This window comes from Pseudomonas sp. B1(2018), from assembly GCF_003097365.1.
Taxonomy (GTDB): Bacteria; Pseudomonadota; Gammaproteobacteria; order Pseudomonadales; family Pseudomonadaceae; genus Aquipseudomonas; species Aquipseudomonas laurylsulfatiphila.
Genome location: NZ_PYUK01000019.1, coordinates 105,639 through 126,703 on the forward strand (window position 1 = coordinate 105,639; position 21,065 = coordinate 126,703).

At 60.8% G+C, this 21,065-nt stretch carries 18 protein-coding genes; 4 read left to right on the forward strand and 14 right to left on the reverse strand.

Annotated elements, in window-relative coordinates:
* Positions 1–22: 22 nt before the first annotated feature.
* The 6 genes from C9422_RS25300 to C9422_RS25325 form a co-directional block, all read right to left on the reverse strand.
* A complete protein-coding gene (locus C9422_RS25300; RefSeq protein WP_116582546.1) occupies positions 23–1,255 on the reverse strand; it encodes an SfnB family sulfur acquisition oxidoreductase in 1,233 nt (410 codons plus the stop codon).
* Positions 1,256–1,572: 317 nt separating this feature from the next.
* Positions 1,573–2,337, reverse strand: a complete 765-nt coding sequence (locus C9422_RS25305) for a hypothetical protein (RefSeq protein WP_116582547.1) — start codon at positions 2,335–2,337, stop codon at positions 1,573–1,575.
* 483 nt (positions 2,338–2,820) lie between these two features.
* Entirely contained in the window at positions 2,821–3,576 is a 756-nt protein-coding gene (tcyN, locus tag C9422_RS25310; protein ID WP_007972898.1) for an L-cystine ABC transporter ATP-binding protein TcyN, read from the reverse strand.
* A 4-nt stretch (positions 3,577–3,580) separates the two neighbouring features.
* Entirely contained in the window at positions 3,581–4,246 is a 666-nt protein-coding gene (gene tcyL / locus C9422_RS25315; protein ID WP_007983131.1) for a cystine ABC transporter permease, read from the reverse strand.
* Positions 4,246–5,046: a cystine ABC transporter substrate-binding protein gene (gene tcyJ, locus C9422_RS25320; protein ID WP_116582548.1), complete on the reverse strand. Its 801-nt coding sequence runs from the start codon at positions 5,044–5,046 to the stop codon at positions 4,246–4,248. Before tcyJ ends, tcyL begins: the two co-directional genes overlap by 1 nt.
* 297 nt (positions 5,047–5,343) lie before the next feature.
* Positions 5,344–6,336: a D-cysteine desulfhydrase gene (locus C9422_RS25325; RefSeq protein WP_116582549.1), complete on the reverse strand. Its 993-nt coding sequence runs from the start codon at positions 6,334–6,336 to the stop codon at positions 5,344–5,346.
* Positions 6,337–6,526: 190 nt separating this feature from the next.
* On the opposite strand from C9422_RS25325, the gene epsC reads away from it, so the two are divergent.
* The gene (epsC, locus tag C9422_RS25330) at positions 6,527–7,453 is read left to right on the forward strand and encodes a serine O-acetyltransferase EpsC (protein ID WP_007972891.1); all 927 of its coding nucleotides are present in this window, start codon (positions 6,527–6,529) and stop codon (positions 7,451–7,453) included.
* A 388-nt stretch (positions 7,454–7,841) separates the two neighbouring features.
* On the forward strand, positions 7,842–9,797 hold the full coding sequence (betT, locus tag C9422_RS25335; protein ID WP_165824813.1) for a choline transporter BetT: 1,956 nt from the start codon (positions 7,842–7,844) through the stop codon (positions 9,795–9,797).
* Positions 9,798–9,821: 24 nt separating this feature from the next.
* Here the strand turns inward: betT and C9422_RS25340 are convergent, their stop codons facing one another.
* Positions 9,822–10,082, reverse strand: coding sequence for a hypothetical protein (locus C9422_RS25340; protein ID WP_007972888.1), 261 nt, complete (start codon positions 10,080–10,082; stop codon positions 9,822–9,824).
* A 237-nt stretch (positions 10,083–10,319) separates the two neighbouring features.
* Between C9422_RS25340 and mgrA the strand changes: the two genes are divergently transcribed.
* Positions 10,320–11,357, forward strand: coding sequence for an L-glyceraldehyde 3-phosphate reductase (gene mgrA / locus C9422_RS25345; protein ID WP_116582551.1), 1,038 nt, complete (start codon positions 10,320–10,322; stop codon positions 11,355–11,357).
* An 89-nt stretch (positions 11,358–11,446) separates the two neighbouring features.
* Here the strand turns inward: mgrA and tauD are convergent, their stop codons facing one another.
* The 7 genes from tauD to C9422_RS25385 all read right to left on the reverse strand — a co-directional run bounded on the left by tauD (position 11,447) and on the right by C9422_RS25385 (position 19,862).
* Entirely contained in the window at positions 11,447–12,286 is an 840-nt protein-coding gene (gene tauD, locus C9422_RS25350) for a taurine dioxygenase (protein WP_116582552.1), read from the reverse strand.
* A 158-nt stretch (positions 12,287–12,444) separates the two neighbouring features.
* Positions 12,445–13,278: a taurine ABC transporter permease TauC gene (gene tauC, locus C9422_RS25360; protein WP_116582553.1), complete on the reverse strand. Its 834-nt coding sequence runs from the start codon at positions 13,276–13,278 to the stop codon at positions 12,445–12,447.
* Complete coding sequence (tauB, locus tag C9422_RS25365) at positions 13,275–14,069, reverse strand: taurine ABC transporter ATP-binding subunit (RefSeq protein WP_116582554.1); 795 nt, start codon at positions 14,067–14,069, stop codon at positions 13,275–13,277. Before tauB ends, tauC begins: the two co-directional genes overlap by 4 nt.
* Before the next feature lie 16 nt (positions 14,070–14,085).
* On the reverse strand, positions 14,086–15,063 hold the full coding sequence (tauA, locus tag C9422_RS25370; RefSeq protein ID WP_116582555.1) for a taurine ABC transporter substrate-binding protein: 978 nt from the start codon (positions 15,061–15,063) through the stop codon (positions 14,086–14,088).
* 236 nt (positions 15,064–15,299) lie between these two features.
* A complete protein-coding gene (gshA, locus tag C9422_RS25375; protein WP_116582556.1) occupies positions 15,300–16,883 on the reverse strand; it encodes a glutamate--cysteine ligase in 1,584 nt (527 codons plus the stop codon).
* A 271-nt stretch (positions 16,884–17,154) separates the two neighbouring features.
* Positions 17,155–17,538 carry a PaaI family thioesterase gene (locus C9422_RS25380; RefSeq protein ID WP_007972875.1) on the reverse strand — a complete coding sequence of 128 codons (384 nt, stop codon included), beginning with the start codon at positions 17,536–17,538 and terminating at the stop codon, positions 17,155–17,157.
* Positions 17,538–19,862 carry a Tex family protein gene (locus tag C9422_RS25385; RefSeq protein WP_116582557.1) on the reverse strand — a complete coding sequence of 775 codons (2,325 nt, stop codon included), beginning with the start codon at positions 19,860–19,862 and terminating at the stop codon, positions 17,538–17,540. Before C9422_RS25385 ends, C9422_RS25380 begins: the two co-directional genes overlap by 1 nt.
* Before the next feature lie 360 nt (positions 19,863–20,222).
* Between C9422_RS25385 and ompR the strand changes: the two genes are divergently transcribed.
* A complete protein-coding gene (ompR, locus tag C9422_RS25390; protein ID WP_007972873.1) occupies positions 20,223–20,963 on the forward strand; it encodes a two-component system response regulator OmpR in 741 nt (246 codons plus the stop codon).
* Positions 20,964–21,065: the final 102 nt, after the last annotated feature.

Consider the following 21,065-nt stretch of genomic DNA (forward strand, 5'->3'; position numbering starts at 1 on the left):
TGCTTCTCCAGATGTCTGGTCGTTAAATCCAGGAATGACGATTAGGCAGCGTGCCGTTGAGGCGATAGGCGCCGATGGCGTGATACTTCCAGCGCACCGGATCGTGCAGCGTGTGCACCCGGGCATTGCGCCAGTGGCGGTCGAGGTTGAATTCGGCGAGGGTGGCGCGGCTGCCGGCCAGTTCGAACAGCTTTTCGCTGGCCTGCAACGAAATCTCGGTGGTCAGCACTTTGGCTTCGGCCACGGCAATCGAGGCGCGGGCGGCGGACTCGGCGGTGAGCGGTGCGGCGCTGACTTCATCGAGCACCTGCCCGGCCTTGCGCAGCAGCGCTTCGGCGGCGTGCAGTTCGATTTTCAGCTTGCCGATATCGGCGATCACATACAGGTCATCGCTGGCCCGCTCGACCTTGGCGTCGATCCACGGCCGGGCGCGGGTTTTCACGAAGTCGATGGCGTCGTCGATGGCGCCCCGGGCGATACCGGCGTCGATGGCCGCCTGGATCAGTTGGGAGACGGCGCCCTGGATGTTCGGCGTGTCGTTGATCCGCCAGTTATCCACCACCAGTTCGGGATCAACCTGCACGTTGTTGAGCAAAATCGTACCGCTGGCGGTGGTGCGCTGACCAAAGCCGGACCAGTCATCGACGATGCGCAATCCCGCCGTGCCGCGACGGATGAACGCCAGCACTTGTTTGCCGTCGTCGTTCAATGCCTTGACCGCAACCCAATGGGCGAACAGTGCACCGGTGGAATAGAACTTCTGGCCGTTGAGAACACCGTCGGCGGTGAGGCGTGCCTTCAGTTCCAGGGTGTTTTTGGTGCCGCGCTCCGGCCCGGCATTGCCGATGCGCCAGCCATCGAGGACGCTTTTGAACAGCTGCCTTTTCTGCGCTTCGGTGGCGCTGCCGAGGATCAGGTTAAGAATGCCGAACTGGTTTTGCGGGATCTGCCCAAGCGCCGGGTCGGCGGCGGAAATGATCGCGAAGACCTCGGCCAGAGTGACGAATGAAACCTGCGGGCCACCGTACTCGCGGGGGATGGAAATGCTGCCCAGGCCGCTGCGGGTGAACTGTTCGATTTCGGACCATGGAAGCTTGCGCAACTGGTCGCGTTTGGCCGCTTGCAGGCGTGCGACGTGCGCCAGTTCGTGGGCTGCCTTGATGGCTTGGGCGTCATTGCGCAAGATTTGTGCGGGCAACAACAACGGGGCGATGTCCAGGTCACTCTGGACGATTGCATCTGCCAGACTGGACATCAGTGCCACTCCTTGGCTGCTCGCAATGCCCTGGCGATCTGCACTGGGGTGATTGTGTTCCGGACCATACCTACCTCACATCTCATGGAAGCGCCGCTTGTGGCCGCGCATGAAAACAAGAATGTCCGGTGGTCCGGTTTATATACCCTAAACGTGTATAAATATTTTATGAACTAACTTTTAGGAATATATATAGAAGGATGGCAATGCCGCTGCCGCCAGGATCGCAGCCTTCGGCAGCTCCTACAGGGGTTTATGCCTTAACCCTGTAGGAGCTGCCGAAGGCTGCGATCTTTTGAATTTTTACAGTAACGACATCATCGTCTGTGAGTCTCGGCAGCCTTGAGGTGCTGTTTCTTCGGGACTTTCAGATAAGGATTGGAGCAACCGATCTTCAGCGTGCGGGCCGGTGCCCAGCGGGAGTTGTTGCCCACCCTGTCGAGAATGCAGTACGTCACTTCCAGCCGCAGATCTTCACCGGCTTCGAGGATGATGGCCGGCGGTATCCAGACCTGGATCGGCTGGCCTACATCGGCGGACTTGAGCGGTGGCAGATCCATGCGCACATCGCCCCAGCGCAGGGTGATCTCGTCGTCGACGGCCATGTTCAGGTACGGCTCGATGGTCAAGGGAACACCGCGTTTGACCTGACTCGGATTGACCCCCTGACGACGAATCGCCTCGGGAATGCTCACCGGTGCCAGGCACTGGTTTTCATCGCCGCACAGCGCCGAGGGTTGGCCGCCTGGACAGTCGAGTTTGACCTGCACGTTTTGACTGGTCGAAACCGCCGGGCCCCGGCCAATCTGCATGACCCGGTAGTGAATGCGCGAGGTACCGTTGGCGACAAAACTCTCAGGCACCCGCAACTGCACCGGTCGGCCGACATCGCTGGCCGTCAGCACGCGGGAAGCCACGTAGCAGTTGTCCCAGAACAGTTCGACCAGGTCTCCTGCGTCCATGGCGGGGTAGGGTGCCACATCGATCAGCAGGTGCGCCGCGCAGGTGACGTTGATGCTGGCCTTGTTCGATTGCGCCAGGGTCGGGGCTGCAAGCCCGGATTTGTTCGAGGTGCTATTCATGAAGTCTCCTTGAAGTCTTGCAACGAAGTCCGTTTCTGGAATATCAAAAACCAATAATCGAACAGATAAACCATTCATTACTTTGAGCGGGAATAATGAGTTTAATGTGATGAGTGTCGCTGGCTGGAGACTAGATAAGAGTCAGGGGGATCCGCTGTCAATAAGATTTGTTAGTTATGGTGGTTGTGTGGAGCTATTCAGAAAGTTCCTACGGTTCCAAGTAATTAAACCGTGCCTGTGTGTCGAAGTTTTCTGCTGAAAGCGGGTGAATACGGGCGGATTGGTGCAAGTCGTGGGCGCTGTCCTACGACGGAGGATCTGGTTGAATTGGCATTGCTTAATTATCGTGAAGCATATATTTGTGCCGTGCACGCGTACAGGATATGCATGTTTAATGGGTGAGTTTTGTTTGGTATTAATGAAAGGTCTTTCGAAGGGGTGTCACTTCCATCCATGGAAGTTTACCGTTGTTGCGCAGGGCTGTTAGTTATGAGCGTTATTCAGGAACTTGCTCAGGAACTGCCGGGTTCGTTCTTCTTTCGGGTTGGCAAACAACGCCTTCGCTTCGCCTTGTTCGACGATTACGCCCTTGTCGAAAAACACCACACGGTTGGCCACGTCCCGGGCAAAACCCATTTCGTGGGTGACGATCACCATGGTGCGCTTCTCTTCGGCCAGGCCGCGGATGGTCGCCAATACCTCGCCCACCAGTTCCGGGTCGAGGGCCGAGGTCGGCTCATCGAACAGGATCACTTCGGGCTCCATCGCCAGCGCCCGGGCAATCGCCACGCGCTGTTGCTGGCCACCGGAGAGGCGACGCGGGTAAGCGTCCTCCTTGCCCGCCAGACCGACCTTGGCCAAGAGTTTTTTACCCAGGGCTACGGCGTCGGCGTGCGGGGTCTTCTTGACCACGATCGGGCCTTCGATGACGTTTTCCAGGGCGGTTCGATGGGGGAACAGGTTGAAGTTCTGGAACACGAAGCCCACGTGCTGGCGCAAACGTCGCACCAGGCTCTGCTGCTGGTTCAGGGGACGGCTGGTATCGATCTCGATATCGCCGACCTTGATCCGGCCGCTGGTGGGTTCTTCCAGGAAATTCAGGCAGCGCAGGAAGGTGGTCTTGCCCGAACCGCTGGGGCCGATGATCGCGACCACCTCGCCTTCCTTGACCTCAAGATCGATGCCATTGAGCACGACTTGACCCTTGAACTGCTTTGTCAGTTTTTCCACGACAATCATTGGGTCAGGACTCCTGGTCGTGCCGATTGACCCGCGCTTCCAACTGGTTCTGCAGGTGCGACAGCACCGTGGCCAGGACCCAGTAGATCAGTGCGGCGGCAAGATACATGGTGAAGATTTCGAAGGTACGGGCGGTGATCAGCTGTGCCTGACGGAACAGCTCCGGCACCTGGATGGTAGCGGCCAGCGCCGTGTCCTTGACCAGCGAAATGAAGCTGTTGCCCAGCGGCGGCAATGCGGTGCGCATGGCCTGCGGCAGGATGGCCCGGCGCAGGGTTTGCGCGCGGGTCATGCCGATACTGGCAGCGGCTTCCCACTGGCCGCGCTCGATGGAGCTGATCGCGGCACGCAGGATTTCGCAAGCGTAGGCGGCCATGTTCAGCGAGAAGCCGATCAGGGCCGCCGGCAGCGGATCAAGTTCCAGACCCAATTGCGGCAAGCCGTAATAGATCACGAACAGTTGCACCAGCAACGGCGTGCCGCGAAAGAACGACACGTAGATGCGGGCGATCCAGCTCACCAGCTTGAAGCGCGACAGGCGCATCAGCGCCAGGCCGAACCCCATCACCAGGCCGAAAAACATCCCGCCCAGGCTGAGGATGACCGTGTAGTACGCGCCCTTGAGCAGGAAGGGCGCGGAGTCCAGTGCGAGTTGGAAAGCTTCTTCCATTATTGAGTGACGTCAGCGTTGAAATATTTTTCCGAGAGTTTTTTCAGGGTGCCATCGGCGCGCAGCTTGTCGATCGCCTTGTTCACCGCGGCCAGCAGTTCAGGCTCGCCTTTGCGCAGGGCAATGCCGGCTTCCTGACGGGAGAACGCATCACCGGCGGCGGTAGTGTCCTTGGCCTTCTTGGCGTATTCCAGTGCAGCCAGACGGTCGATCAGAATGGCGTCGATGCGGCCGACACGCAGGTCCTGGAACTTGGTTGGATCATCTTCGTAGGTGCGGATGTCAGCGGTCGGCACATTGGTTTTCACCCACTCTTCGTAGTTGGTGCCCAGGCCTACGCCGACTTTCTTGCCACCCAGGTCGGCAGCGGTCTTGATGTTCAGCTCGGGGGCCTTCTTGGTCAGCACCAGTGCCTGGATACCGGAAACGGTGTACGGCTCGGAGAAGTCATACTTCTTCTTGCGCTCTTCGGAGATGGTCACCTGGTTGATCACTGCGTCCAGGCGCTTGGATTCCAGGGCTGCGAGGATGCCGTCCCATTTGGTCGGTTGCAGTTTGACCTTGATGCCCAGCTCTTTGGCCAGGGCTTCGGAGAACTCGACTTCGAAGCCGGTCAGTTTGCCGTCGGCATCGACGAAACTGAACGGTGGGTAAGTGCCTTCCAGGCCAACGTTGATCACGCCGGCGTCCTTGATTTTTTGCAGTTGCTCACCGGCAACGGCTTGGCCAATCAGGCCGGCGCTCAGTGCCAGGCCCAGCGAGCCCACCAGCAGATTGCGACGTAGTGCGGAAAAATTCATGACAAGCCCCTGTGTTTTCTTATGGAAGACGCTTTAGGAAAGTTGGCAAATTCGGGATTCGGACGACTGCGATATCCTGCCCTAATGCAGCTTATGCGTCTCGCTGCAAATTCGCCTGCGGCGTGAATATAAGACGCCGCCGTTAGATAGGAAAATAATAAATATTCTTTTTGTTATGCGTTAAATGAATATGTGGCGGTTGTGAGAAAAGATCGCTGCCTTCGGCAGCTCCTACATGGATTGGCATGCACCTGTAGGAGCTGCCGAAGGCTGCGATCTCTTGATCTTCTGAATCGTTTACAGAAAATCCTTATAGGCAAACAACGCCGGCGCCCCGCCAGTGTGCAGAAAGATAATCGGACCTTCGTCGAAACGCTGACGCCCGATCCCGTCCAGCAAGCCCGCCATGGCCTTGCCAGTGTAGACCGGGTCCAGCAGCAAGCCTTCCTGACTCGCCAGCAGCTTCACCGCCGCCAGTGTTCCGGCATTCGGCTCGCCATAGCGCGGGGCGAAGTATTCGTCCCACAACTCGACCTTGAAAGCGTCCGGCAGGTCCACGCCCAGCAGCTCGGCAGTGCGTTCGGCCAGGCCTTGTACCTTTGGCCGCTGGTCTTCATCGCTGCGCGAGACCGTCACGCCGATCACTGGCAGATCCGGCAGTGCTTCACTCAAGGCCAGTGCCAGACCGCTGTGGGTACCGGCACTGCCCGAGGCCAGGACCACGGCGGCGAACGTCAGGCCGGTGTCCTTGATTTGTTCGGCCAGTTCCAGCCCGGCACGTACGTAACCGAGTGCGCCCAGCGCGTTGGAGCCTCCGATCGGGACCAGGTACGGCTTCTTGCCGTTGTTGCGCAGTCTGTCGGCCAGGGCTTGCAGTTGTTCGTCGGCGTTGTCGAGGTTTTCCACCCGTTCGACCTTGGCATCGAACAGGTCGAGCAGCAGGCGGTTGCCGTTGCCGGTGTAATTGTTGTCATCGGTGCCGAGGGGGTTTTCCAGAAGGGCTACGCAGCCCAGACCCAGTTTCGCCGCAATGGCGGCCGTCTGGCGCACGTGGTTCGATTGCAGCGCGCCGGCGGTGATCAAGGTGTCGGCACCCTGGGCCAGCGCATCGGCGGCCAGGTATTCGAGTTTGCGCAGCTTGTTGCCGCCCATTGCCAGTGGCGTCAGGTCATCGCGTTTGACGTATACGTCGCGACCCAGCCAGGTCGACAGGCGTTCGAGTTTTTCCAGGGCGGTGGGGTGACCGAGCAGGTCGAGGCGGTTAAAGCGGGCGAGCTGTTGTTTGATCATGGGTCCGTACTGGCCGTGGAAGATCTCAGGACTATAGGCACGCGAAAAAGGCTGGGCAACCGTCAATTGCTTATAGCTAATCGTAATGAGCACAGCATTATTGGTTCTTAATTTGCCCCGCTGCCCTTGCCGTAAAGTAATCGCCGTCAGTGCGGCCAGACAGTCCGGTCGCCCGTGAGGAGTTTTTACCGTGAGTGAGCGTTCCAGCCATTGGCAATTGCAGACCATCGTCAGCCAGCTGCGCACCGCGCGTGAGCAGTGGCGAGCGCAAAATGGCCGGGCCAGTACCGAGCAGGGCGGTCGCGAGCTGCCCTCCCGGGCGGCCATGGCAGAGATTCTCGAAGCCTTGTGCGGTGCGCTGTTCCCGATGCGCCTGGGGCCGGTTGACCTGCGCGAAGAGAGTGAAGACTTCTACGTCGGCCACACGCTGGATGTGGCGTTGAATGCGCTGTTGGCCCAGGCGCGACTCGAATTGCGCTATGCCGCGCGCCACAGTGCCCAGGCCGATACCGAAGTCGAAGCCAAGACCATCCAGATCATCCAGGACTTCGCCCTCGCCCTGCCGGGGCTTCGCAGCCTGTTGGACACCGACGTACTGGCGGCCTATCACGGTGACCCGGCGGCGCGCAGTGTCGATGAAGTGCTGTTGTGCTATCCGGGGATCCTGGCGGTGATTCACCATCGGCTGGCCCACCATTTGTACCGTGCCGGGCTGCCGTTGCTGGCGCGGATCAGCGCGGAAATCGCCCACTCGGCCACGGGCATCGACATTCACCCCGGCGCGCAGATCGGCCGCAGTTTCTTCATCGACCATGGTACCGGCGTGGTGATCGGCGAAACCGCGATTATCGGCGAGCGCGTGCGTATTTATCAGGCCGTGACCCTGGGCGCCAAGCGCTTCCCGGCGGACGAGGACGGACAGTTGCAGAAGGGTCAGCCGCGGCATCCGATTGTCGAGGATGACGTGGTGATTTATGCCGGGGCGACGATCCTGGGGCGGATCACCATCGGCCAGGGTTCGACCATTGGCGGCAACGTATGGCTGACCCGCAGCGTGCCGGCGGGCAGCAACCTGACCCAGGCGAATCTGCAGCATGAAGATGGGGCGCAAAAATAAGATTCCTGCCGTTGGACCTGTATGACTTGTAGGAGCTGTCGAGTGCAACGAGGCTGCGATCTTTTCCAATGCACCACAAAATCAAGATCAAAAGATCGCAGCCTCGTTGCACTCGACAGCTCCTACAGGTCCTACAGAACCCCGTAAATCCTGCGTATTACCCTCCCTTGAGCTAGCGTATTAACACTACCGCCGAGCCCTGCGATTAGTCCTTAGCCCCCTATCCATGTTTAACTTGAACGTTCATTCAAGTTAAACCGGTGGTTCGCCGCCCGCTCACAACAGGAGGCTTGCCTTTGCTGAGTCCGATTTCTACAGCCACGTTTTACCCCTTCGAGGTGCACCGTACATGAGTGCATCGTCCATCCCCCCAAGCGGCCTGGTCCGCATGAATCCGCCGGTGTTCTGGTTCTCGGCGAGCTTCATTCTGTTGTTTGGTGTCGTTGTCATCGCCATGCCCGAGCAGGCCGGCGCCTGGTTGCTGGCGGCGCAAAACTGGGCGGCCAACACGGTCGGCTGGTATTACCTGCTGGCGATGACCCTGTATCTGGTCTTCGTGGTGGTCACCGCCTTGTCCGGCTACGGCAAGATCAAGCTCGGTGCCGACCACGACGAACCCGAATTCAGCTATTTGTCATGGGCCGGCATGCTGTTCGCCGCGGGGATCAGCATCACCCTGTTTTTCTTCTGTGTGTCCGAACCGTTGACCCACATGCTGCAGCCGCCGCAAGGCGAGGCCGGTACGGCGGACGCGGCGCGTCAGGCGATGCAGATTCTGTTTTTGCACTGGGGCCTGCATGGCTGGGGCGTGTTCGCCTTTGTCGGTATGGCGCTGGCCTATTTCGCCTATCGCCACAACCTGCCGCTGGCCCTGCGCTCGGCGCTGTATCCGCTGATCGGCAAGCGCATCAATGGCCCCATCGGCTACGCAGTGGATGGCTTCGGCATCATCGCCACGGTGTTCGGCCTCGGGGCGGACATGGGCTTTGGTGTGTTGCACCTCAATTCGGGCCTGGACTACCTGTTCGGCATCGCCCACACCCAGTGGGTTCAGGTCGGCCTGATCACCCTGATGATGGGCGCGGCGATCATCGTTGCGGTGTCGGGCGTCGACAAGGGCGTGCGGGTCATGTCCGACATCAACATGCTGCTGGCCTGTGCGCTGTTGCTGTTCGTGTTGTTCGCCGGCCCCACGCAGCACTTGCTCAACACCCTGATCCAGAACCTCGGCGATTACCTCGGCGCCTTGCCGATGAAGAGTTTCGACCTCTATGCCTACGACAAACCCAGCGACTGGCTGGGCGGCTGGACGGTGTTCTATTGGGCCTGGTGGATCGCATGGTCGCCGTTCGTGGGCTTGTTCATCGCGCGGATTTCCCGTGGCCGCACCATCCGCGAATTCGTCTTCGGCGTGCTGCTGATTCCGCTCGGCTTCACCCTGGCGTGGATGTCGATCTTCGGCAACAGCGCCATCGATCAAGTGCTCAACCACGGCATGAGCGCGCTTGGCCTGTCGGCTATCGACAATCCGTCGATGACGCTCTACCTGCTGCTGGAAACCTACCCGTGGAGCAAAACCGTCATCGCGGTGACGGTGTTCATCAGCTTTGTGTTCTTTGTCACCTCCGCCGACTCAGGCACTGTGGTGCTGTCGACACTGTCCGCCAAGGGTGGCAATCCCGATGAAGACGGGCCGAAATGGCTGCGGGTGTTCTGGGGCGCAATGACCGCACTGGTGACCAGCGCGCTGCTGTTTTCCGGCAGCATCGATGCGTTGAAGTCGGCGGTGGTCCTGACTTCGTTGCCGTTCTCGCTGATCTTGCTGTTGATGATGTGGGGTCTGCACAAGGCGTTTTATCTGGAGTCGCAGAAGCAGATTGCGCAGATGCATTCGCTGGCGCCTGTGTCCGGGTCACGACGCGGCGGCTGGCGGCAACGCCTGAGCCAGGCCGTGCATTTCCCGTCGCGCGACGAGGTTTATCGCTTCCTCGATACGACGGTACGACCAGCCATTGAGGAAGTGTCGGCGGTGTTCCGCGAAAAGGGGCTGCACGTGGTCATGCACCCGGACCCGGCCCATGACAGCGTCAGCCTGGAAATCGGCCACGGCGATCAGCATCCGTTCGTTTATCAGGTGCAGATGCGTGGTTATTTCACGCCTTCGTTTGCCCGTGGCGGCATGGGTTCCAAGCAGCTCAACAATCGCCGTTACTACCGGGCCGAAGTGCATTTGAGCGAGGGCAGCCAGGACTACGACCTGGTGGGCTACACCAAGGAACAGATCATCAACGACATCCTCGACCAGTACGAGCGGCACATGCAGTTCCTGCATCTGGTGCGTTGATCGCGGGCAGGGCGCCGGGGCTTTTCAGCTCTCGGCGCTCAGCACCATGAACAACACCAGCGCCGCCACCGGAATGCTGAACACCATCGTGCCGATCCCCAGTTCCGTACTCAACGACTGGCCGGCGGTCACCACGCCGATGGCGCCGTTGATCACCGTCAGCGCCAGCCACAGGATCACGAAACTGTAGGTGAGTGTCTGGCGGCTGAAGCCGAGTTTCTCGCCGATGAACAGCATCATCGCGAGCAGGACCAGGCCGAAGGTGATGATGATGGTGGTGTGCATGGCTTCTTCCATCCTTGCGATCGTTATCGCGTCTTCGTTGCTTTGGCGACTGTGTTCCTGTCGACCCGGATCACGCAAGCCTGTCACTGTTCTGTTCAATTGTGCGGGCAGAATGAATTTCTGTGAAACGTTTCAGCATTTAGTCGAATCCCGGGTTTTCTGGCGTTGATCCGGGCGTATGCTGGGCGACTGGCGAAGCAGTCGATACCAGATTCAAGACCGACAAGAGAGGATTCGATGACTTACACCGCTGCCGAAAACCGCTACGACTCCATCCCATACCGCCGCGTGGGCCGCAGCGGTCTGGTGCTGCCTGCGCTGTCGTTGGGCCTGTGGCACAACTTCGGCGACAGCACGCCGATCGATACCCAGCGCGCGTTGTTGCGCACGGCGTTCGACCTGGGGATCAACCATTTCGATCTGGCCAACAACTACGGCCCGCCCTATGGCAGCGCCGAAATCAACTTCGGCCGTTTGCTGCGTGAAGACTTCAAGCAGTACCGCGACGAGTTGATCATCTCCAGCAAGGCCGGTTGGGACATGTGGCCGGGGCCTTACGGTCAGGGCGGCGGTTCGCGCAAGTACGTGCTGGCCAGCCTCGACCAGAGCCTGCATCGCCTGGGGGTGGACTATGTCGACATCTTCTATTCCCACCGTTTCGACCCGGACACGCCACTGGAAGAAACCGCCAGCGCGCTGGCCACCGCGGTGCAGCAGGGCAAGGCGTTGTACATCGGCATCTCGTCTTATTCCGGGGTGAAAACCCGCGAAATGGCGGCGTTGCTCAAAGAGTGGAAAGTCCCGCTGCTGATCCACCAACCGGCCTACAACCTGCTCAATCGCTGGGTGGAAAAAGACCTGCTGGACACCACTGACGAACTCGGTACGGGCGTGATTGCGTTCACGCCGCTGGCGCAGGGATTGCTGACCGACAAGTACCTCAACGGCGTGCCGGCGGATGCGCGGGTCAATCGTCCGGGGGGTGGTTCGTTGCAGGCGTCGCACTTGTCCGAGGCCAACATCGCCCAGGTGCGCGCACTCAACGAAATCGCCAGGCGTCGTGGCCAGAGCCTGGCGCAACTGGCGCTGGCCTGGACCTTGCGCGATCCACGGGTCACTTCGGCATTGATTGGCGCGAGCCGGCCGGAGCAGATCATCGAGAACGTCGGGGCGTTGAAGAACCTGAGCTTCAGTGCAGAGGAACTGGCGGAGATTGACCGGTATGCCCAGGAGGGTGGGATCAATCTTTGGGAGAAGCCTTCGACGGCTGAGTAGGGTTTAAAGCAAAGATCGCAGCCTGCGGCAGCTCCTACAGGGGATCCTGTATCCATGTAGGAGCTGCCGCAGGCTGCGATCTTTTGATCCTAAAAAAACGGCACATCCCCCAACACCGTCGCCCGCTGCATCACCCGCCGCGCCGGCCGGTAATCATCCACGGCGTAATGCTGGGTCACGCGGTTGTCCCAGAACGCAATGTCGTCCTGCTGCCAGCGCCAGCGAATGGTGAATTCCGGCCGCGTCGCGTGGGCAAACAGAAACTTCAGAATCGCCTCGCTTTCGGTTTCCGACAATTCGTTGATCTTCGAGGTGAAGCCTTCGTTGACGAACAGCGAACGCCGCCCGCTCACCGGGTGCGTGCGGATCACCGGGTGCGACAGGGGCGGATTCTTGCGCCGTGCTTCCTCCCACTGGGCCAACGCTTCGGGCGTGTTGCCATAGCGCTCCAGCGGGAACGAACGGGTGAAATCGTGGGTGGCGGTCAGGCCTTCGAGCAAGGTTTTCACCGGTGTCGACAGCGCCTCGTACGCGGCAATTCCGCTGGCCCACAAGGTGTCGCCGCCAAACTCCGGCAACAGTTTGGCGCTGAGTACCGCGCCCATGGCCGGGGTTGGCAGGAAGGTCACGTCGGTGTGCCAGATCGCGTTGTCGCGCACGTCGGTGACGGCGGTGTCGAGGATCAGCACTTCCGGCTGTTCTGGCACGTTGGGGTAGATCGGGTGAATGTGCAGGTCGCCGAAATTCGCGGCGAATCGCGCCTGTTGCTGTGGCGTGATCGGCTGGTCGCGAAAGAACAGCACCTGATGCTTGAGCAGGGCCTGCTCGATGGCGTCGCGTTGTTCCGCGCTCAGCGGCTGGCTGATGTCGACGCCGCTGATTTGCGCACCGAGGGCAGAACTCAAAGGGACGATGGTCAACTGGCTCATGGTGGTTCTCTTAAATTTTGGGTAACACCGCACCTGTAGGAGCTGCCGAAGGCTGCGATCTTTTGATCTTGCCCTTCAACCGAAAGGTCAAAAGATCGCAGCCTTCGGCAGCTCCTACAGGGGTGATTTAAAAAGGGGGGGGCCTACCTGAAAAGGCTTCAGTGGGCCTGGCCGTGCCATGGCACCAGTTTGCGTTGCAGGGCGCGCAAGCCCAACTCCATGGCAAAGGCGATCAGTGCGATCACCAGAATCCCCAGGACCACCACATCGGTGACCAGGAATTGCGCGGCGGACTGCACCATAAAGCCAAGACCGCTGGTGGCGGCGATCAATTCGGCAGCGACCAGGGTCGACCAACCGACACCGAGGCCAATGCGCACCCCGGTCAGAATGTCCGGCAAGGCACTCGGCAAAATCACGTGGCGGATCAACTGTGCGCGAGTGGCACCCAACGACTGCGCGGCGCGCAATTTGGCCGGGTCGACCGTGCGCACGCCGGTGGCGGTGGCGATGGCAATCGGGGCGAAGATCGCCAGGTAGATCAGCAGCACTTTCGACAGTTCGCCGATGCCGCACCAGATCACGATCAGCGGCAGGTAGGCCAGCGGTGGAATGGGCCGGTAGAACTCGATCAGCGGGTCGAGCACGCCACGGGCGATACGGTTGGCGCCGATGGCGATGCCCACCGGCACGGCGGTGAGAATCGCAAAGCCGAGGCCCAGGCCGATGCGGTTCAGGCTCGCGCCGAGGTGCTGCCACAGGGTTGAGTCCATGTAACCCGAGGTCGCCAGCAGCCAGCCTTTTTGCAGCACGGCGGAGGGCGGCGGCAGGAACAACGGCTCGATCAAACCAGTCGCCGTCACGGCCCACCAAATGACAATGAGCGCGGCCAGTGTCAGCACGCTGATCCAGCGAGTGCTCAAGCGGCGACGTGCGGCAGGCACAGGAGTGCCTGGCTTTATCGCGGCGACGGGAATTTCGTAACTGCTCATGCGCGCTCCTGCCGCTGGGCGGCGCTGCGTTGGGAGAACACTTTGGCGAGTACGTGTTCGCGGGTTTCGATAAAACGCGGGTCGGATTTGATCGAACGAGCCGACTCACCGGCGGCGTAACGCAGACCGAAATCGAGGCTCAGGCGCTCGACGATTTGCCCCGGGTTCGGCGCCAACAGAATCAGGTCGGTGGCGAGGAACACGGCTTCTTCGATGTCGTGGGTAATCAGGAACACCGGCTTGGCGGTGCGCTGCCAGACTTGCAGCAACAGCTCCTGCATCTGCTCGCGGGTAAAGGCGTCGAGGGCGCCGAAAGGTTCGTCCATCAGCAACACGCGCGGGTCGGCGGCGAGCGCGCGGGCCAGGCCGACACGCTGCTTCTGGCCGCCCGAGAGCTGCCAGATGCGGCGCTGTTCAAAACCGCAAAGATCGACCAGGGCGAGCATTTCCCGGGCACGCGCTTCGCGTTTGTCCCGGGCAATACCGGCCAGCTCCAGGCCGAAGCCGACGTTCGCCAGCACGTCTTGCCAGGGCAGCAGCGCGTCGTCCTGGAACACCACGCCACGTTCGGCGCTCGGGCCTTTGACCGGCACGCCGTCGAGGGTGATGCGCCCGGCGCTGGGTTCGACGAAACCGGCAATCAGGTTCAACAGCGAAGTCTTGCCACTGCCGGACGGGCCGAGGGCGACCAGCAATTGCCGGGGCCCCAGGCTCAGGGAGATATCCGCCAACACCGGTTCCGGGTTGCCGGGGTACTGTGCGCTGATGCGCTCCAGCTGTAGCAAAGCCATCGCAGTCAACTCCCGATCAATTGGTGATGAACTTGGCGCTGACGTACGGCGCGTAGTCCGGCAGCACGGCCTCGACCTTGCCTTGTTCCTTGAGGAACGCGGCGGTGTCGGTGATGGCTTTGGTGGTCGGCGCGCCGAGGGTGAGCACCTGGTCCGCTGCCAGCGGGTAGACGTTGCCTTGCAGCAGCAGCGGAATATCGCTGGCCTTGGCGCCGGACAGTTTTACCAGCTTGTCGACGTTGCCCTGGTTGGCGAGCCAGGCTTGTGGGTCTTTGCGGTAATCGGCATAGGCGTCGAGGGTGACTTTGGCGAACGCGGTGACGATCTGCGGATGCTTCTCGGCGAAATCCTTGCGCACGATCCAGGCATCGAAGGTCGGGGCACCGAACTTGGCCAGTTCACCGGAAGTGATCAGGACCTTGCCGTTTTCCTTGGCCACGCCCAGGGCCGGGTCCCACACGTAGGTGGCGTCGATGTCACCGCGTTTCCAGGCGGCGATGATCGCCGGTGGCGCCAGGTTGAGAACGGTGACTTTCGAGGGATCGATGTTCCAGTGCTTCAGTGCCGCGAGCAGGCTGTAGTGGCCGGTGGATACAAACGGCACGGCGATTTTCTTGCCGATCAGGTCTTGCGGGGACTTGATCCCAGAGCCGTCGCGGGCGACCAAGGCTTCGGCGGCGCCGATCTGGGTGGCGATGAGGAACGTTTCCACCGGGACTTTTCGAGTGATGGCAGCGGTCAGGGGGCTGGAGCCGAGATAGCCGATCTGCACGTCGCCGGAGGCGATGGCGGCGATGATATCGGCACCGTTGTCGAATTTGCGCCAGCTGATATCGGCCTTGGTGGCCTTTTCGTAAGCGCCGTCGGCCTGGGCGACTTTCGCCGGGTCAACGGTGGTCTGGTAGGCGACGGTGACGTCGGCCGCCTGGGCAAAGAAAGTCGCGGTAGCCAGGGTTGCGGCCGCCAGCAAGCGTAGAGGGAAAGTCAGTTTCATCAGAAAGCTCCTTGTCAGGCGACCGAATGTCGGCGTGAGAAAGAGACTAAATGATCTAAGAATTCGAAAATAAATAACTTTTTAGAATTAGCTTATGAGCGGGCAATGTTAAAGGATCAAAAGATCGCAGCCTTCGGCAGCTCCTACAGAAGCAGCGTACGGCCAAAAAAAATCGCAACCTGCGGCAGACTCCATGTAGGAGCTGCCGAAGGCTGCGATCTTTTTACAGGCGATGATTAATTACTGATCGCCAGAATGCTCGCCTGGTACGCCCCGACAAACACATCGAAATCACCGACTTCGTTCTGTTCCAGCTCAGCCTGTTGAGCCAGCGATGAACGCGCCCGCTCTTCAAACTGCGCTTGTTCCTCAGCCGGCAACGGCTCGCTGCGGAAGAACTCGGCATGCGCCTGGCTTTGGCGCAACGAGAACTGGGCAAAGCTCTCCTTGTGCTCGGCCATGGCCGCCAATACCTGGGCCGACGGCGTCAGGGACGGGTCCCGGACCTTGGCCATCTGGGCGTCCAGCGCCTTGCTGTGGGCATCGCCGCCATGGCTCTGGTCGAGCATCGCTGCCAGCGGAGCGATTTTTTCCAGCAGCTCACCGGCCCACTCCTTCAGATCAACCGGCTGACCGTCGCGTTGCAGTTGCAGGCCTGGACGACGACCTTCCTTGACCACGCTGAGGAAGTTCGAGGTCGCGTTGCCGCAGCTGGTGTTGGTCAGCAGCGGGCTGTCGTTGAGCGCGCAGTACAGCAGGAACGCATCGAGGAAGCGCGACTCGGTAAGGTCGATGCCCATCGGCAGGAAGGGGTTGATGTCCAGGCAGCGCACTTCGACGTACTGGATGCCCCGAGCCATCAGCGCCTGGATCGGCCGCTCGCCGGTGTAGGTCACGCGTTTGGGGCGGATGTTGGAGTAGTACTCGTTTTCGATCTGCAGGATGTTGGTGTTGAGCTGCACCCACTCACCATCCTGGTGGGTGCCGACTTCGACGTACGGCGCATACGGCGTGGCCACCGCTTTGCGCAGGCTGTCGGTGTAGCTGGCCAGATCGTTGTAGCACGGCGTCAGGCCGGCCTGGGCGTTGCTCTGGTAACCCAGGTCGCTCATGCGCAGGCTGGTGGCGTACGGCAGGTACAGGGTGTGCGGGTCCAGCTGTTCCAACTGATGCGAACGACCGCGCAGGAAGCCGGCATCCAGCGCTGGCGACGCACCGAACAGGTACATCAGCAGCCAGCTGTAGCGGCGGAAGTTGCGGATCAGCGCGATGTAGGACGACGACTGGAAATCGCGGTCGCTGCCGACAAAACCTTCGGCCTGCCTGAGCAGCGGCCAGAGTTTTTCCGGCAGGGAAAAGTTGTAGTGGATGCCGGCAATGCATTGCATGGTCTTGCCGTAACGCAGGGCCAGGCCTTTGCGGTACACGTACTTGAGCTGCCCGATATTCGACGTGCCGTAATAGGCGATCGGGATGTCTTCCTCGGCCGGCAACGGGCACGGCATCGATGGGCTCCACAGGTACTCGTTGCCGAGCTTGCTGTAGGCAAAACGGTGAATGCTGTCCAGGCTCGCCAAGGTGTCCGCCGGGTCGGGCAGGGCCGGCGTGATGAACTCCAGCAGCGACTCGGAGTAGTCGGTGGTGATCTGTTCATTGGTCAGCGCGGAACCCAATTCTTCCGGGTGCGGCGTTTGCGCCAGGCGACCTTCGCCGGTCACGCGCAGGCATTCACGTTCGATGCCGTGAAGGCACTGTTCGAGCAGAGAGAGGTTAGCGCGCTCGCCGAGCAGGGCCAGGCGGCGGTTGAGAAGTTCGCTCAAGTTGGATTCCTTCACGCGTCAGTCGCCCCAATATGGGGGTGGGCAAGACGGTCTACAAGGGTGAAGTTAAAACTGGCGTTTTCGCCTGGTTTTTGAGCCTGACAGGCCATATGCCGATTTTCAAGAACTGCACGTTCCCTGTGGGAGCGGGCTTGCCCGCGATGAGGGAGTGTCAGTCACCATTTATGTGGTCTGACACACCGCCATCGCGGGCAAGCCCGCTCCCACAAGTTGCTTTGCGCTGAAATTAACTCAAATCGATGACATCTAGCTACAGGACAGCGAACGTGCCTTGTGCTTTTGCGACCAGTTTGTCGCCCTGCATCACATCGGCTTCGACCACCAAGGTGCGGCGACCCGGATGGATCACCCGCGCCGTGCACATCACCTCGCCGTCAGAGACGGCGCGGATGTAGTTGATCTTGCACTCGATGGTCGCGCTCTGCTGGTCAAAGCCGTGGGTGCTGGAGCAGGCCAGCCCCATGGCAATGTCCACCAGGCTGAACAAGGCCCCGCCGTGCAGCTTGCCGCCGCGATTGCGCAGTTCGGGCTCCAGCGCCAGGGCGACTTGCGCCACCCCGGTTTCCAGGCTGTGCAAGCGGCAGCCCAGCAGCTTGAAAAACGCGCTTTCGGTCAGCCCGGCGGGAATGTCCATCAGCGTTTCTTCAACTGCTTGGCATTGGCGAACAGCGAAGCCATGGCGTTGTTGCTCGGCGCGGCTGCCGGGGTTTCCTTGCGCGGTGCAGTGTTCTGGGATTGGCGTGGCGCCGACCCCGGACGCGCACCGCGAGCGCCGTCGATTTTCTCGCCCGGGGTGTCGCTCATGCGCATCGACAGGCCCACGCGTTTGCGCGGGATGTCGACTTCCATGACCTTCACTTTCACCACGTCACCGGCCTTCACCGCTTCGCGCGGATCCTTGATGAACTTCTCCGAAAGCGCGGAGATGTGCACCAAACCGTCCTGATGCACGCCGATGTCGACGAAAGCACCGAAGTTGGTCACGTTGGTCACCACGCCTTCGAGGATCATGCCCAGTTGCAGGTCCTTGAGGTCTTCGACGCCTTCCTGGAACTCGGCAGTCTTGAACTCGGGGCGCGGGTCGCGGCCGGGCTTGTCCAGTTCCTGAAGGATGTCGGTGACCGTTGGCAGACCGAAGGTTTCGTCGGTGAATTTTTTCGGGTCCAGGCGCTTGAGGAAACCACTGTCGCCAATCAGCGAACGGATATCGCGATCAGTCTCGGCGGCGATACGCTGCACGAGCGGGTAGGCTTCCGGGTGCACCGCGGAGGCATCCAGGGGGTTGTCTCCGTTCATCACGCGCAGGAATCCGGCCGCCTGTTCGAAGGTTTTTTCACCCAGGCGCGCGACTTTCTTCAGCGCAGCGCGGGTCTTGAACGCGCCGTGCTCGTCGCGGTGGCTGACGATGTTCTGCGCCAGGGTCGCGTTGAGACCGGAGATGCGCGCCAGCAGCGCCACGGACGCGGTGTTCACGTCGACGCCAACGGCGTTCACGCAGTCCTCGACCACTGCATCCAGGCCGCGGGCCAGTTTCAGCTGCGACACGTCGTGCTGGTATTGGCCGACGCCGATGGATTTCGGATCGATCTTCACCAGCTCGGCCAACGGGTCTTGCAGACGACGGGCAATCGACACGGCGCCACGGATCGACACGTCGAGGTCCGGGAATTCCTTGGAAGCCAGCTCCGACGCCGAGTAAACCGATGCACCGGCCTCGGAGACCATGACCTTGGTCATCTTCATCGCTGGGTATTTTTTGATCAGCTCGGCGGCCAGCTTGTCGGTCTCGCGGCTGGCGGTGCCGTTGCCGATGGCGATCAGGTCCACCGAGTGCTTGGCGCACAGGGCGGCGAGTACGGCGATGGTTTGGTCCCACTTGTTGTGCGGCACGTGCGGGTAAACCGTGGCGTGATCCAGCAGCTTGCCAGTGGCATCAACCACCGCCACCTTGCAGCCGGTGCGCAGGCCAGGGTCGAGACCCAGCGTGGCGCGCGGGCCGGCCGGGGCCGACAGCAGCAGGTCGTGCAGGTTGTGGGCGAACACGTTGATCGCTTCGGTTTCCGCGCCATCGCGCAGCTCGCCCAGCAGGTCGGTTTCCAGATGGGTGTAGAGCTTGACCTTCCAGGTCCAGCGCACCACTTCGCCCAGCCATTTGTCGGCGGCGCGGTTCTGGTTCTGGATGCCGACATGCTGGCCGATCATGCCTTCGCACGGGTGCATGGTGCCCGGCAGTTCGTCGCCGACTTTCAGCGCGGAACTGAGGATGCCTTCGTTGCGGCCACGGAAAATCGCCAGCGCGCGGTGCGATGGCATGCTTTTCAGTGGTTCGTCGTGTTCGAAGTAGTCGCGGAACTTGGCGCCTTCCTCCTCCTTGCCGGCAATCACGCGGGCACTGAGGGTGGCTTCCTGCTTGAGGTAGTTGCGCAGCTTGTCCAGCAGGCCGGCGTCTTCGGCGAAGCGCTCCATGAGGATGTACTTGGCGCCTTCGAGGGCTGCCTTCACATCGGCCACGCCTTTTTCGGCGTCGATGAAACGTGCGGCTTCGGTTTCCGGGCTCAGGGACGGATCGTTGAACAAGCCGTCGGCCAGTTCGCCGAGGCCGGCTTCCAGGGCGATCTGGCCCTTGGTGCGGCGCTTCTGCTTGTACGGCAGGTACAAGTCTTCGAGACGGGTCTTGGTGTCGGCGAGCTTGATGTCGCGTTCAAGTTGCGGGGTCAGCTTGCCTTGCTCTTCGATGCTGGCAAGGATGCTGATGCGCCGTTCGTCGAGTTCTCGCAGGTAGCGCAGGCGCTCTTCCAGATGACGCAATTGCGTATCGTCGAGGCTGCCGGTCACTTCTTTCCGGTAACGGGCGATGAAGGGAACGGTAGAGCCTTCATCGAGTAGCGCGACGGCCGCTTCGACCTGTTGTGGGCGTACACCGAGTTCCTCGGCGATGCGGCTGTTGATGCTGTCCATAAAACCACCTGACAAATTGTGAAAGCAGGCTCGCAGGCTCAAGGATAAGGGCTCGGCGAGTCTGGTTGAGCGGCCTGGCCTGCGCCGCTACCTGGATCAAAAGGTATCCCGTTGACCCGTGAAATCGAACAATTACTGCCGACGCCATGAAAAAAATGGCGTCTGCCTGTAGTACCTGTCTGATGTTGCCTGACACAAAAGGCCGCGCATTATAACCAGCGTTCTGTCGTTCGGGGGCATCACGGGTTGCCGGTGCAATGGCCGGTTTTCTGGCACTAAAGGAAAAATCTGCTAACAATGCACACGGTGCGTATAACGGCAGCTACGCCATAATGCGCGCCGAGATCAAAGGAGCATCCAATGAGCAGCACTGCACAAACTGCTGAAGGCGAGAAAATTCTTATCGTTGACGACGATCCGGGGCTGAGCAGCCTGCTGGAACGTTTTTTCGTCAGCAAGGGCTACCGCGCCCGCGCCGTACCGAACACCGAGCAAATGGATCGCCTGCTGGCGCGCGAAGTGTTCAACCTGGTCGTCCTCGACCTGATGCTGCCCGGCGAAGACGGCCTGACCGCCTGCCGCCGCCTGCGCAACGCGAACAACCAGATTCCAATCATCATGCTCACCGCCAAGGGCGACGAGCTGAGCCGCATCAAGGGCCTGGAACTGGGTGCCGACGATTACCTGGCCAAGCCGTTCAACCCGGATGAGCTGATGGCTCGCGTCAAGGCGGTATTGCGTCGCCAGTCGGCCCCGGTGCCAGGCGCCCCGGGCAGCGAAGACGAAAGCGTGACCTTCGGTGACTACGAGCTGTCCCTGGCCACCCGCGAGCTCAAGCGCGGCGAAGAAGTGCACATGCTCACCACCGGCGAGTTCGCGGTACTCAAGGCCCTGGTGATGAACGCGCGTCAGCCGCTGACCCGCGACAAACTGATGAACCTGGCCCGTGGCCGCGAATGGGATGCCCTGGAGCGCTCCATCGACGTGCAGATCTCCCGTCTGCGCCGGATGATCGAGCCCGATCCTTCCAAACCGCGTTACATCCAGACAGTCTGGGGCGTGGGTTATGTGTTTGTTCCGGATGGTACCGCCACCAAGTGATTGGCGATTTGTAGGAGCGGGTCGTGCGGACATCGGATCATTCGATCCTGTCCGCAGACTCGCAAACCGCAATATGCGAGCATCGCTCTCTCCTGCAAGTGT